Annotated in this window: 14 protein-coding genes; 12 read left to right on the top strand and 2 right to left on the bottom strand. The window is 29.2% G+C overall.

The window, feature by feature from the left end:
• Nucleotide 1 precedes the first annotated feature (1 nt).
• Nucleotides 2-526 (bottom strand): hypothetical protein, encoded by a 525-nt coding sequence (locus tag H3N56_RS13365; RefSeq protein ID WP_255492155.1) that lies wholly within the window; start codon nt 524-526, stop codon nt 2-4.
• Nucleotides 527-621: 95 nt separating this feature from the next.
• Complete coding sequence (locus H3N56_RS13360; RefSeq protein ID WP_255492154.1) at nt 622-1,035, bottom strand: rhodanese-like domain-containing protein; 414 nt, start codon at nt 1,033-1,035, stop codon at nt 622-624.
• Between the two features lie 115 nt (nt 1,036-1,150).
• Between H3N56_RS13360 and recQ the strand changes: the two genes are divergently transcribed.
• The 12 genes from recQ to uvrB all read left to right on the top strand — a co-directional run bounded on the left by recQ (nt 1,151) and on the right by uvrB (nt 13,037).
• On the top strand, nt 1,151-3,067 hold the full coding sequence (recQ, locus tag H3N56_RS04965; RefSeq protein WP_185880159.1) for a DNA helicase RecQ: 1,917 nt from the start codon (nt 1,151-1,153) through the stop codon (nt 3,065-3,067).
• Nucleotides 3,068-3,091: 24 nt separating this feature from the next.
• On the top strand, nt 3,092-4,255 hold the full coding sequence (locus H3N56_RS04960; protein WP_185880158.1) for an ABC transporter permease: 1,164 nt from the start codon (nt 3,092-3,094) through the stop codon (nt 4,253-4,255).
• Nucleotides 4,248-4,946 (top strand): ABC transporter ATP-binding protein, encoded by a 699-nt coding sequence (locus H3N56_RS04955; RefSeq protein WP_185880157.1) that lies wholly within the window; start codon nt 4,248-4,250, stop codon nt 4,944-4,946. Before H3N56_RS04960 ends, H3N56_RS04955 begins: the two co-directional genes overlap by 8 nt.
• A 55-nt stretch (nt 4,947-5,001) precedes the next feature.
• Complete coding sequence (gene hpf / locus H3N56_RS04950) at nt 5,002-5,556, top strand: ribosome hibernation-promoting factor, HPF/YfiA family (RefSeq protein ID WP_185880156.1); 555 nt, start codon at nt 5,002-5,004, stop codon at nt 5,554-5,556.
• A gap of 104 nt (nt 5,557-5,660) precedes the next feature.
• Nucleotides 5,661-6,221 (top strand): bifunctional adenosylcobinamide kinase/adenosylcobinamide-phosphate guanylyltransferase, encoded by a 561-nt coding sequence (gene cobU / locus H3N56_RS04945; RefSeq protein ID WP_185880155.1) that lies wholly within the window; start codon nt 5,661-5,663, stop codon nt 6,219-6,221.
• Nucleotides 6,222-6,243: 22 nt separating this feature from the next.
• Nucleotides 6,244-7,002 (top strand): adenosylcobinamide-GDP ribazoletransferase, encoded by a 759-nt coding sequence (gene cobS / locus H3N56_RS04940; protein ID WP_185880154.1) that lies wholly within the window; start codon nt 6,244-6,246, stop codon nt 7,000-7,002.
• 8 nt (nt 7,003-7,010) lie between these two features.
• On the top strand, nt 7,011-7,598 hold the full coding sequence (locus H3N56_RS04935) for a histidine phosphatase family protein (RefSeq protein WP_185880153.1): 588 nt from the start codon (nt 7,011-7,013) through the stop codon (nt 7,596-7,598).
• 1 nt (nt 7,599) lies between these two features.
• The gene (gene cobT, locus H3N56_RS04930) at nt 7,600-8,652 is read left to right on the top strand and encodes a nicotinate-nucleotide--dimethylbenzimidazole phosphoribosyltransferase (RefSeq protein WP_185880152.1); all 1,053 of its coding nucleotides are present in this window, start codon (nt 7,600-7,602) and stop codon (nt 8,650-8,652) included.
• 21 nt (nt 8,653-8,673) lie between these two features.
• A complete protein-coding gene (gene radC, locus H3N56_RS04925; RefSeq protein ID WP_185880151.1) occupies nt 8,674-9,366 on the top strand; it encodes a DNA repair protein RadC in 693 nt (230 codons plus the stop codon).
• Nucleotides 9,367-9,376: 10 nt separating this feature from the next.
• Nucleotides 9,377-10,321: a stage 0 sporulation family protein gene (locus H3N56_RS04920; RefSeq protein WP_185880150.1), complete on the top strand. Its 945-nt coding sequence runs from the start codon at nt 9,377-9,379 to the stop codon at nt 10,319-10,321.
• A 1-nt stretch (nt 10,322) separates the two neighbouring features.
• Nucleotides 10,323-10,997: a tRNA1(Val) (adenine(37)-N6)-methyltransferase gene (locus tag H3N56_RS04915; RefSeq protein ID WP_185880149.1), complete on the top strand. Its 675-nt coding sequence runs from the start codon at nt 10,323-10,325 to the stop codon at nt 10,995-10,997.
• 51 nt (nt 10,998-11,048) lie between these two features.
• The gene (uvrB, locus tag H3N56_RS04910; protein ID WP_304488685.1) at nt 11,049-13,037 is read left to right on the top strand and encodes an excinuclease ABC subunit UvrB; all 1,989 of its coding nucleotides are present in this window, start codon (nt 11,049-11,051) and stop codon (nt 13,035-13,037) included.
• Nucleotides 13,038-13,051: the final 14 nt, after the last annotated feature.

The following is a 13,051-nucleotide window of genomic DNA, read 5'->3' as shown; positions in this document are numbered from 1 at the left end:
TTTATAATTTTGGAAAAATATTCTGGCTATTCAGATATTTCTCAATTTTTTCTACAGCTTCATCTAAATTTTCATAATTAATTTCAGCGTCGTAGTCATACTTATCAATACTTTTTTGATATAGTGGATCATAATATTTTAACATTAGAATTTTTGCTAGTTCGGGTAATTTTCCTTCGTTAAAAAGATTCAGATATTCATTAAAATCTTTTTTATCAGCATATCTTCCGACCTTTTCAATACAATTTTTCATATCCTCATCTGAAGCTTCTGAATAATCATCCATAATTATTTTAACTCTTTCTTCTATTGTAGTCTCTAATGCCAGATGTCTTCCGCCGGATAAAGACTCAAATATAGATTCGGGAACATAAACATTTCCAATTCTTTTACTTTCACTTTCAGCTAAAACATATTCTGGTTTATTTTCTTGTAAAAAATGAAATACTAAAGATTCAAATCTTTTTTGACTTTGAGGTCTTGATTCACAAAGAGCTCCAAAGAAAGAACCTTTATGATCTGCCATCTTTTCTAAATCTAAAACACTATAACCTAGTGCATCTAACTTTTGTAAAACTCTAGTTTTTCCTATTCCTGTTTTTCCATGTAAAATAATATATTTTACTCCTTCATTTGTTTTGGAATATTTTCCAAAACAAATGAACGGTAAGCTTTGTATCCACCTTCTAATTTCCAGCAGTTGTATCCAAGCACAGAAAAAAGTGCAGCTACAGAACCACTACGCATTCCACCTCTAGCACAGTAAAAAACAAGTCTTCCATTAGAAGAAAGAGCTTGGATTTCTTTAAACATATCAGGTAGTCTTTTAGCAATAGCTTGAATTCCTAATTCTTTAGCTTTCTCAGGAGATATTTGCTTATAAGCAGTTCCAACATCAACTCTTTCGTCATCTAAAAGTAAAGGAACATTAATAGCTCCTGGAATAGATTCTTCGGCAAACTCTTTAGGAGTTCTAACATCAATTAAGGTATAATTTTTTTCCTTAAGTAATCTTTCAAAATTAATAAGATTCATTTGTCCTCCACAAAAAAAAGATATTTGTATATATTTTACTACTAAAATAAAAAAAAATGAATATAAAATATATAAATATGATAAAATTTAAATAAAAAATTAGGAAGTTAACGATATGATGGATAAAGCAAAAAGGTTGTTAAAAGAAATATATGGATATAGTGAGTTTAGAAAAGGGCAAAAAAATATAATTGAAAGTGTAATTAATGGAAAAGATACTTTAGGAATAATGTCTACAGGAGCTGGAAAATCGATTTGTTATCAGATACCATCTTTATTGAGTAAAGGATTAACTATAGTTATATCTCCATTAATTTCTTTAATGAAAGACCAAGTAGATGCTTTGAAGGTACTGGGAATGGAGGCTGGATTTATTAATTCAACTCTTTCAAAGGATGAGTATATACAAATTATAAGAGGTATAAGAAGTAAAAAGATTAAGATATTATATTTGGCTCCAGAAAGAATTGTAAATGAAAAATTTATTGAGTTTATAAAAACAGTTGATGTATCATTGATAGCAGTCGATGAGGCACACTGCATATCGCAGTGGGGACATGATTTTAGAAAGAGTTATTTAGAAATTCCAAAATTTATGGAAAAAATGGAAAAAAGAATTCAATTACTTGCATTAACAGCAACAGCAACTCCAAAAGTAAGAGAAGATATAATTGAAAGACTTGGAATGAAAAATACTGCCGTTTATGTAGATGGATTTGATAGAGAAAATTTAACTTTTAGAGTCGAAAAAGGAGTAGTTCCGGAAGCATATATAGTAAAGTATATAGAAAGAAATATAAAAAAATCGGGTATTATCTACGCATCTACAAGAAAAGAAGTTGATAATTTATATGCTTATTTACTTTTAAAAGGATTTAGTGTTGCGAAATATCATGCAGGATTAAATGAAAAAGAGAGAAAAGAATTTCAAGAAAAATTTTTAAATGATGAAATTAGAATAATGGTTGCCACGAATGCCTTTGGGATGGGAATTGATAAGTCAAACGTTAGATATGTTATACATAGAAATATACCAAAGGATTTAGAAAGTTATTATCAAGAGGCTGGAAGAGCTGGAAGAGACGGTGCTCCTGGGGAAGCAATTTTATTATATTATGAAGAAGATTTAGCTACTCAAGAGTTTCTAATTGACAATAGTGAAGGAACTACAGATTCTTTAAAACGTGGAAAAAGAAAAAAATTAGATGAAATTTTAAATTATGTTTTTTTAGAAAGCTGTTACAGAGAGTACATTTTAAAATATTTTGGAGAGAGAAGAATAAAAAATTATTGTGGAAACTGTGGGAATTGTAAAAATTTAAAAGATGTAGAAAATTTAACATTGGATGCTCAAAAGATATTTTCATGTATAGGAAGAACTAAAGAGAGTATAGGAGTAAGTGCTTTAACTAATATTCTTACTGGAAAAATGGATACAAAAATAGAAAGAAAAGAGTATTTTAAACTTTCCACTTTCGGAATAATGAAAAATAGAGATAGAGAATGGTTAGAAGAATTTATCAACTACCTTATTTCAGAACATTTTTTAGATCAAAGTGCTGGAAGTTTTCCAATATTAAAATTAAATAAAAAATCTTATGAAGTTTTAAAAGATAATGAGGGAGTTTTCAGAAGAATAAATGAATCCGTTACATTTGATTACTATGAAGATTCATTATTTGAAAGTTTAAATAACTTGAGAAAAGATATTGCTACAAATGAAGGAGTAGCTCCATATATAATTTTTTCTGACTTAACTTTGATGGAGTTAGCTGAAAAAAAACCTAAAAATAGATGGGACATGTTAAAGATTAGAGGGATTGGAAATCAGAAGTTTAAAAATTATGGAGAAAAATTTCTAAATGTGATAAATAGTTTTTCAGAAGAAGATTTAGAGATTTTAAGAGCAGAAAATATTGTAGACGAAAAATATTTACAAAAAAATAGATTGGAAGAGTTAAAAAAAGAGTTGAATTTAAAACTAGATATTGATGAGTTAAAAGATATTCTTGTAAAAACACTTTTTAATTAAAATTTCTAATTATAAGGAGAGAAAATGTTAGAGTTTTTCATAGCAAAGAAACATATTTTGGAGAAAAAAAGACAAAGTTTTATAGCGACTATAGGTGTAGCCATAGGGGTTATAGTTTTAACTGTATCGATTGGAATAGCCAATGGTCTAGATAGAAATATGATAGATAGTATCTTATCTATAACAAGTCATGTCCTTGTTTTAGGAAGAGGGGAAATAAAAGATTATAATGAAGTTAAAAATGAAATAGAAAAAATACCAGGAGTTAAAGGTGCCGTACCAAAAATATCAACACAAGGAATAATAAAATACAAAGGACCCTTTGGAGACTATGTTTCAGGGGTTAAAGTAGAAGGCTTTGATTTGGAAGCGGCCCAAAAAGCAATGGATTTAGATAAAAAAATAGTTGAAGGAAAAATAGATCCAAAAGATAATAAATCAATGTTAATTGGAAAAGAACTCTTGAAAAAGATGGGTGCTGAAATTGGAGATGAAATTATCTTAGTTTCTGCAGATGGAAAAGAATTAAAGCTAAAAATAGAAGGAGCATTCCAAAGTGGATATTATGATTATGATACAAATTTAGTAATGATTCCAATAAGGACAGCTCAGTATATAACTTACTCAGGAGAAAGTGCTAACTCTATAGATGTTATGTTAGATAATCCATATAAAGCGGATGAAATCTCGAGAGAAATATATAAAAGAACTGGACTTTTTAATAGAACGTGGGGAGAGTTAAATAGAAATTTATTATCTGCCTTAGCCTTAGAAAAAACAGTTATGATTTTAGTGTTTTCACTGATAGTAATAATAGCAGGATTTGTCGTTTGGGTAATATTAAATATGTTAGTCAGAGAAAAAATAAAAGAAATTGGAATAATGAGATCTATGGGAATTTCTAAGAATAGTATTATGAAAATCTTTCTTATCCAAGGATTAACTCTTGGAGGATTTGGAATAATATTAGGTGAAATAGTTGCTCTTTCAATGCTTTGGTATATAAAGAATTATTCTATAGCTCAAGTAACAAGTATTTATTACCTTACAAAAGTACCAGTAGAAATATCGTTAAAAGAAGTGTCTATAATTGTTCTAGCAAATTTATTAATAATATTTTTATCCAGTATTTTCCCAGCGTATAGAGCAGGAAAGATGGAAACTGTGGAGGCTTTAAGATATGAGTAGAAAGATAATACTGAAATTAGAAAAATTAAATAAAAAATACAAAGAGAGTGTAGAAAACTTACATATAATTAGAGATTTAGATTTAGAAATTCAAGAGGGAGAATTTATTTCGATTCTTGGGAAATCTGGATCAGGAAAATCAACTTTATTAAACTTAATTGGAATGTTAGATAAACCAGATTCAGGTAAAATATTTATAGATGGAAAAGAAGTTGAATTTTTAAAAGATAAAGAACTTGATAAAATAAAAAATGAAATGTTAGGTTTTGTATTTCAATTCCATTATTTATTATCAGAGTTTACAGCTATTGAAAACGTTATGTTACCAGCATTAGTAGGAAATTATAAAGAAAAAGAAAAGATAAAAGAAAGAGCATATAAATTATTAGAGGAAATGGAACTTAAAGATAGAATAAACCATAAGCCGATGCAGTTATCTGGAGGTGAGAAGCAAAGGGTGGCAATTGCAAGGGCTCTTATGAATTCTCCAAAAATACTTCTTATGGATGAACCAACTGGAAATCTTGATGAAGAGACGAGTGAAAAAATCCACACTATTTTAAAGAGAATAAATAAAGAGAAGAATCAAACTATTATAGTCGTAACACATTCAAAAGAATTATCCAATATATCTGATAAAAAATTATTTTTAAAAAAAGGGGTATTGAATTATGATGAGAATAAGCTATAATAGAGGTATAACACAAAATAAGGAAGTATAGTTAAGTTTAAAAGGAGTGGTCACTATGAAAATTACTTTTGAGGCTGGGAAAAACTTTGTAATAACAGAAGCTATAAAAAACTATGCAGAAACAAAACTATCAAAAATGGAAAAGCATTTTGATAACCTTATGGAAATAAGAGTAAAATTATCAGCTGTTAAGACTAAGACTGGTCCGATTCAAACTGCTGAAGCTAGAGCTCATATAAATGGAAATATAATTAAAGGGGTTGCAACGGAACCTGATTTATATGCGGCAATAGATAGAGTTGAAGAGATTCTTCAAAAACAAATTACTAAGCATAAAGAAAAGTTAAGAGATGACAGACATACACTTCCAAAAGCAGAGAAGAAAATTGTATATAATGAAGAAAATGAAGTGATAACAATGGAAAGTGTGAAAAATGTTGTAAATATTTCGCTTGATCCAAGACCTATGGATTTAGAGGAAGCTATACTTCAATTAGAAACACTTGAAAAAGATTTTTATGTTTTCACTAACGCAGAAACAGGAACTATGAATGTAGTTTATAAGAAAAGAAACGGGGATTATGGACATATAGAACCCGAAATTAGATAGAAATAATATGATACCCTCCTCATGGTTTTGAGGGGGGTATTTTTATTGATAATTAAATAAGATAGTGATATAATTAGTAGAAAATAAGAAATATGGGGGAAAAATTGGGAAGAATAGTATATGTAACAGGAGGAGCTAGAAGTGGGAAAAGCTCTTATGCTGAAGAAATAGTTTTTAATACTGAAAAGAAAAGAGTTTATATAGCTACTTCAATAATTTTTGATGCAGAAACTCAATCTAGAGTTGATAAACATAAAGTTCAAAGAGGAGAAGAGTGGACAACTATTGAATCTTATAAAAATTTACCTGAAAAATTACAAGATATTTCAGACTCTGAAAGTGTAATACTTTTAGATTGTCTAACTAATATGGTTAGCAATATGATGATAATGGAAGAAAATATTGATTGGGATACTGTCACTCAGGATAAGGTTCAAGAGATAGAAAATGTAATAAAAAAAGAAGTAGAAAATTTTATACAATTTATAAAAAGAAGTAATCATGAGTTAGTTGTTGTTTCAAATGAAATTGGAATGGGAATAGTTCCTCCTTATGCTCTTGGTAGATATTTTAGAGATATTTGTGGAAGAATGAATCAATTGGTTGCTAAAGAAGCTGATGAAGCATATTTATTAGTTTCAGGTATCTCAGTAAAATTAAAATAGAAATATTTGGAGGAATTACAAGATGAATGGATTAATATTACTTTTTAAATTTATGACAAGGTTACCAATTCCAGGTGAACCAAAATTTGACTCTCAAGCTCTTGGGAAAAGTATGAAATGGTACCCAGTTGTTGGGATGGTTATAGGAGCAATTATTTTTGGAGTATATAGTTTACTGCTTCCTATAATACCTTCAAGTGTTATCATGGCCATAATTTTAGTGACAGTGGATGTTGTTTTAACAGGTGGACTTCACTTAGATGGATTAGCAGATACTTTTGATGGAATTTTCAGTTACAGAAGTAAACAAAAAATGTTAGAAATAATGAAAGATTCAAGACTTGGAACTAATGGTGGATTAGTTTTAATCCTTTACTTTGTTTTTAAAATAGCTCTTTTAGTTGAAACTTCTAAACTTTTAGGAGTTAATCAGGGGATTATAATGGCAATAGTACCAGTTATTTCAAGACTGAATAGTGTAGTAAATTGTGGAGTAGCACCGTATGCTAGATCAACTGGAATGGGAAAAACTTTTGTAGATAATACGAAAGCGAAGGATGTTTTAATATCTACTGTTTTAACTGTTGGATATGCATTTTTAATGAGCAAGTATTTTATGCCAAATATGGTAGCAGTTCTAACAATTCCTGTGATAATGATTTTAGGAGTTTACTTTGCTAAACTTATGACAAGAAAAATAGGTGGAATAACAGGAGATACTTTAGGAGCAGTTTTAGAACTATCATCTGTAATAACTTTATTTTTAATGTATGTAATGTAGGAGTAAAAATGGGGAAATTAATATTAGTTAGACATGGAGAAACTGAGTTAAATGCTAAAGGAGTTTATTTTGGAATTTTAGATCCTCCATTAAATAAAGTTGGAGTATCTCAGGCTGAAAAAAGTAGAATAAGATTATCTGAGTTATCTTATGACAAAATTTGGACGAGTGATTTAAAAAGAGCATCTGAGACAGCAAATATAATAAATCATAAAGAATATGAAATTGAACATTCTTCTAAACTTAGAGAACTTAATTTTGGAATATTTGAGGGGTATAAGTATGAGGAATTAAAAGTTAAGTATCCAAATGAATTAAAAAGATGTGAAGAGGAATGGGAAACTTACAACTATGAAAATGGTGAGAGTGTAAATGACCTTCAAAATAGGGCAGTAAACTTTATAGAAGAGAATATAGATTTTGAAAAAACTACTGTAGTTGTCACACATTGGGGTATAATAAATGTGATACTAAGTTATTATTTTTCAAAAGGGTTAGAAAGCTACTGGAAATTCAGTGTAGAAAATGGTGGAATTGTAGTTATAGAGTTTTTAAATGGATTTCCAATTTTAAAGGGATTGAATGTAGGGGGATAAGATGAATAACTTAAAGAGGTCTTTAAAAGCAATTGATGAAATTGACATAAACGCGGGGAAAAGATGTAAAGATATTTTAGATGGAAAAATGAAGCCACAAGATAGTTTAGGAATTTTAGAAGAAACTGCTATAAAAATTTCTGAAATAACAGGAGATGAATTAAAAAAAATAAATAAGGGATGTCATCTGATTGCATCTGCAGACAATGGAATTGTGGAAGAGGGTGTTTCATCTTGTCCAGTAGAATATACTAAAATAGTTTCAGAAACTATGTTAAATAAAATGGCAGCCATTGGAATTTTATGTAAAAATTTAGATATAGATTTAAAATTAGTAGATATTGGTATAAAAGAAGATATACCAAGAGATTATGAAAATTTATATTCTAGAAAAGTAAGAAATGGAACTAGAAATTTCTTTGTAGAACCTGCTATGACAATGGATGAATGTGTAAAGGCCATAAATCATGGGATTGAATTAGTGGAGGAACTTTCTGGAGAGTATGACTTCTTCTCTAATGGAGAGATGGGAATAGGAAATACAACAACAAGTTCAGCAATACTTTACGCTTTAACTAGGGATGATTTAGATAAAGTCGTTGGGCGTGGAGCAGGACTTTCAGATAAAGGATTAGAAAAAAAGAAAAATGTGATAGAATCAAGTTGCAAGAGATATGATTTATTTGAAAAATCACCACTTGAAATATTAAGACATGTAGGCGGATTAGATATTGCATGTATGGTTGGATTTTATATTGGAGCGGCAAAAATGAAAAAACCGATGTTAATAGATGGTTTTATTTCAGCAGTTGCAGCTTTAGTTTCAACAAAGATTGAACCAAAAACAAAAGGATACATGATTGCAACACATATGAGTGAAGAACCAGGAATGAAATTAGTGATGAAAGAATTAAAGTTAAATCCATTTTTAAATATGAAAATGAGATTAGGAGAAGGTACAGGTGCAGTTTTAGTTTATCCAATGATGAAATTGGCTATGGAGATACCTAGAAACATGAAAACTCAGGAAGAAGTTTATAAAATTTTCAACTAAATAATTTAAAGAGGTGACCCTATGGAAAATAACAATATGGTTGGACACCGAGAGAGATTACGTGAAAGATATTTAAAAGGAGGCTATGATGCCTTTCAGGATTATGAAGTAGTGGAGATGTTGCTTACTATATGTATACCTAGAAAGGATGTAAAATCAATAGCCAAAGAACTTATAAATAAGTATAAACGAGTTGAAAATATATTTAAAGCTGATAGAGATGAGCTTTCTAAGATTAAGGGAATAAGTGACGTAAGTATCGCTTATCTAAAGTTTATAGGTGATTTAGTGAGATATAATTTTAAAGAAAATTATATCTCAGAAGAAGTTACATCATTTAGTGGAAAACGAGACTTAATAGCATATTTAAGAAGCGATATAGGATTTGGAACTAAAGAGGAGTTTAAAGTTATATTTTTAAATTCAGCAAATCACCTAATAGAAGCGGAGACTCTTTTTTCTGGAACTATTGATAAAAGTGCAATATATCCAAGAGAAATAGTAAAAAAGGCATTGCAACATAATGCAAGATCATTGATATTTGCTCATAACCATCCATCTGGGAATTTAAAACCATCAAAAAAAGATATAGAAGTGACAAAAGAATTAGAAGCACTTTTAAAGGTTGTAGATGTAAAAGTCTTAGATCATATAATAATTACGAGAGATTCCCATCTGAGCTTTTTGGAGGAGGGATTAATAGATTACTATTAAGGGAGGAAAAATGATAGTTGAAGAAACTAATGTAACTGAAGAAAACATTGTAGTTGAAGAGAACATCGTGGTTGAAGAAAAACTATACAATGTTTTAGGAATAATGTTTGAAGTAACTAAAAAAAGATATTATTTTGAAATAGTTGATAATGAAACATATAAAAAAGGTGACAAGGTAATAGTTGATACAGTAAGGGGGAAAGAGCTAGGAGTTGTTTATGGAGGCCCTATGATGCTTTCTGAAAGAGTTTTGGTGTTACCTTTAAAGCCTGTATTAAAAAAAGCTGACAGTGATGAGATTAAAAGATATGAAGAGTTAAAAGTTGAATCATCTAATGCTAATGCAGTATGTAAAGAAAGAATAATTCACCACAAACTTCCAATGAAGTTAGTTGGAACTGAATTTACATTCGATAGAACAAAACTTATATTTTACTTTACTGCTGAAGGAAGAATTGACTTTAGAGATTTAGTAAAAGATTTAGCAAATACTTTTAAATTAAGAATTGAACTTAGACAAATAGGTGTTAGAGACGAAGCTAGAATACTTGGAAATATTGGAATATGTGGAAAAGAATTATGCTGTAGAACATTTATAAATAAATTTGATTCAGTTTCTATAAAAATGGCAAGAGATCAAGGGTTGGTAATAAATCCTGCTAAGATATCAGGTGTTTGTGGAAGACTTCTTTGTTGTATAAATTATGAGTACTACCAATATGAGGAAGCTCTAAGACTATATCCAGCTGTAAATCAACATGTAAAAACAGTTGATGGAGATGCAAAAGTTATAAGTATAAGTCCTTTAAATGGATATATTTATGCTGATGTTGAAGGAAAAGGAATTATGAAAATTAAAATAGAAGATATTAAATTCAATAAAAAAGAAGCAAAAAAATTAAAGAATGAATTGACTGATGTAGAGCTTGAGCATAAGGTATTAGAGAAGGAATAATATGCTTTTAGAAAATGAAGATATAACAATTTTAGATGATAAACATAATTTAATTCAAAGTAAAAATGGATTTAGATTTGGAATAGATGCAGTTCTCCTATCAGATTTTTATGAAGCGAAAAAAACTTCTAAAGTTTTGGAAATCGGAACAGGAAACGGAATAATATCCATACTTTTGAAAATAAAAGAAAAAATAATAAAAGTTACTGCCATAGAAATACAAGAAGAAGTGGCAAGTCTTGCCAAAAGAAATGTTATTTTTAATTCAATGCAAGATTCTATAGATGTAATAGAGTGTGATTTAAATAATTACAAAGAGAGTAATAGCTATGATTGTATAGTTTGTAATCCTCCATATATGACTATAGATGGAAAATTAATAAATGATGACAATAGTAAATCTATTGCTAGACATGAATTAAAACTTGATTTAAAAGGGTTAATAAAAAATTCTAAAAGAATTTTAAAACCGAGGGGAGAAATATTTTTAGTACATAGAAGCTATAGATTTACTGAAATAGCAAGAGAATTAGAAGATAACGGATTTTCTATAAAAAGAGTAAAGTTTGTATATTTTTCTAAGAGTACAAATTCTAATTTAGTGCTAGTTCAGGCTAGTAAAGGAAGAAAAAATATTTTAGAAATAGAGCCCCCTCTTTTCTTAGACGAAAATTGATGTAGTAAAAAGGGAGAGGGTAACCTCTTCCTTTTTTATATGGCACAATATTTGGAGGAATATATGTTTAAAATTAATTCTAAGTTTATACCTACAGGAGATCAGCCAGAGGCAATAAGAAAGATAGTGGAAAATTTAAAAAATGATGTGAAAGATCAAACTCTTTTGGGAGTAACTGGATCCGGAAAAACATTTACAATAGCAAATGTTATAAAAGAGAGTGGAAGGCCAGCTCTTATAATGGCACCAAATAAAACTCTAGCAGCTCAACTTTATTCAGAGTATAAAAAATTTTTTCCTGAAAGTGCTGTAGAGTATTTTGTTTCTTACTATGATTATTACCAACCAGAGGCCTATATAGCTTCTACTGATACTTATATAGAAAAAGACTCATCAATCAATGACGAGATAGATAAACTAAGAAATGCTGCAACTGCTGCTTTAATAAATAGAAGAGATGTCATAATTGTTGCATCTGTTTCAGCTATATATGGATTAGGATCTCCAGAGACCTATAGAAAAATGACTATAGCTATAGATAAAAAAACAGGGTATAGCAGAAAAAAACTTATAGAAAAATTGATTTCTTTAAGATATGAAAGAAATGATATATCTTTTGAAAGAAGTAAGTTTAGAATAAAGGGAGATGTTATAGACATATATCCATCATATATGGAAACTGGTTATAGACTTGAGTTTTGGGGTGATGATTTAGAAGAAATATCAGAAATCAACACTCTTACAGGACAAAAAGTTAGAAAGAATATAGAAAGAATAATTATAGCTCCAGCAACTCATTATGTAACTGAAGAAAATGAACTTGAAAGAATAATATCAGAAATTAAAGCTGATTTAAAAATAGAAGTTGAAGATTTTGAAAAAAAAGGTAAACTACTGGAAGCACAAAGATTAAAGCAAAGAACAGAATACGATTTAGAGATGATAAGAGAAGTTGGATATTGTAAGGGTATAGAAAATTATTCAAGATATTTAAGTGGGAAAAACAGTGGAGAAATTCCAAGTACGTTAATGGAATACTTTCCAAAAGATTTTGTTATTTATATTGATGAGTCACATATTTCAATTCCCCAAATTAGAGGGATGTATAATGGAGATAAGGCAAGAAAAACTGCCTTAGTGGAGAATGGATTTAGATTAAAATCTGCTTTAGATAATAGACCACTCCAATTTGAAGAGTTCAGAAAAAATTGTAATCAAACAGTTTTTGTTTCGGCAACTCCTGGTGATTTTGAGATGGAAAAATCACAGGAACATATAGCAGAACAGTTAATTAGGCCAACAGGCGTTGTTGATCCAAGGATTGAAGTTAGAAAAACAGAAAATCAAGTGGATAATCTTTTGGAAGATATAAAACAAAATATCTTGAAAAAAGAAAGAGTGTTAGTAACAACTCTTACAAAAAAAATGGCAGAAGAACTTACAGAGTATTATAAAGAGCAAGGAATAAAAGTTGATTATATGCATTCAGATATTGATACCTTAGAAAGAGTGGAAATAATTCAGTCCCTAAGAAGAGGGGATATTGATGTTCTAGTTGGAATAAACCTTTTAAGAGAAGGGTTGGACATCCCAGAAGTATCGTTGGTAGCGGTTTTAGAAGCCGATAAAGAGGGGTTCTTAAGAAGTAGACGTTCTTTGATTCAAACTATTGGAAGAGCAGCTAGAAACATAGAAGGAAGAGTAATTCTCTATGGTGATGTAGTGACAGATTCTATGAAGGCTGCAATCGAGGAGACTAGCAGAAGAAGAGAAAAACAAATAAGATATAATATAGAAAATAATATAGATCCAAAATCAACGATTAGGGAAGTATCCGAAGATGTTTTAAATCTTGATTATGAACTTCCAGAATTTCCAATGAAAGATAAAAAGATATATACATCTAAAAAAGATATAGAAAAAGATGTAGAAAGATTATTTGTAGAAATAAAGAAGCTTTCAGAAGAATTAAATTTTGAATTAGCAATAGAAAAAAGAGAAGAAATGAAAAAATTGAAAATGTTATTACTCGAATTTTAATGTGGAGTTGAGAA

The sequence above is a fragment of the Cetobacterium sp. 2A genome (genome assembly GCF_014250685.1).
In the GTDB taxonomy this organism is placed as follows: Bacteria; Fusobacteriota; Fusobacteriia; order Fusobacteriales; family Fusobacteriaceae; genus Cetobacterium.
Note: the sequence above shows the minus strand (reverse complement) of the source record. Positions and strands in the feature narration are given on the sequence as shown.

Bases quoted from the DNA above. Each gene is read 5' to 3' on its own strand.
- H3N56_RS13365 (WP_255492155.1), bottom strand. From the start codon at position 526: ATGGCAGATCATAAAGGTTCTTTCTTTGGAGCTCTTTGTGAATCAAGA.
- H3N56_RS13360 (WP_255492154.1), bottom strand. From the start codon at position 1,035: ATGAATCTTATTAATTTTGAAAGATTACTTAAGGAAAAAAATTATACC.
- recQ (WP_185880159.1), top strand. From the start codon at position 1,151: ATGATGGATAAAGCAAAAAGGTTGTTAAAAGAAATATATGGATATAGT.
- H3N56_RS04960 (WP_185880158.1), top strand. From the start codon at position 3,092: ATGTTAGAGTTTTTCATAGCAAAGAAACATATTTTGGAGAAAAAAAGA.
- H3N56_RS04955 (WP_185880157.1), top strand. From the start codon at position 4,248: ATGAGTAGAAAGATAATACTGAAATTAGAAAAATTAAATAAAAAATAC.
- hpf (WP_185880156.1), top strand. From the start codon at position 5,002: ATGAAAATTACTTTTGAGGCTGGGAAAAACTTTGTAATAACAGAAGCT.
- cobS (WP_185880154.1), top strand. From the start codon at position 6,244: ATGAATGGATTAATATTACTTTTTAAATTTATGACAAGGTTACCAATT.
- H3N56_RS04935 (WP_185880153.1), top strand. From the start codon at position 7,011: ATGGGGAAATTAATATTAGTTAGACATGGAGAAACTGAGTTAAATGCT.
- cobT (WP_185880152.1), top strand. From the start codon at position 7,600: ATGAATAACTTAAAGAGGTCTTTAAAAGCAATTGATGAAATTGACATA.
- radC (WP_185880151.1), top strand. From the start codon at position 8,674: ATGGAAAATAACAATATGGTTGGACACCGAGAGAGATTACGTGAAAGA.
- H3N56_RS04920 (WP_185880150.1), top strand. From the start codon at position 9,377: ATGATAGTTGAAGAAACTAATGTAACTGAAGAAAACATTGTAGTTGAA.
- H3N56_RS04915 (WP_185880149.1), top strand. From the start codon at position 10,323: ATGCTTTTAGAAAATGAAGATATAACAATTTTAGATGATAAACATAAT.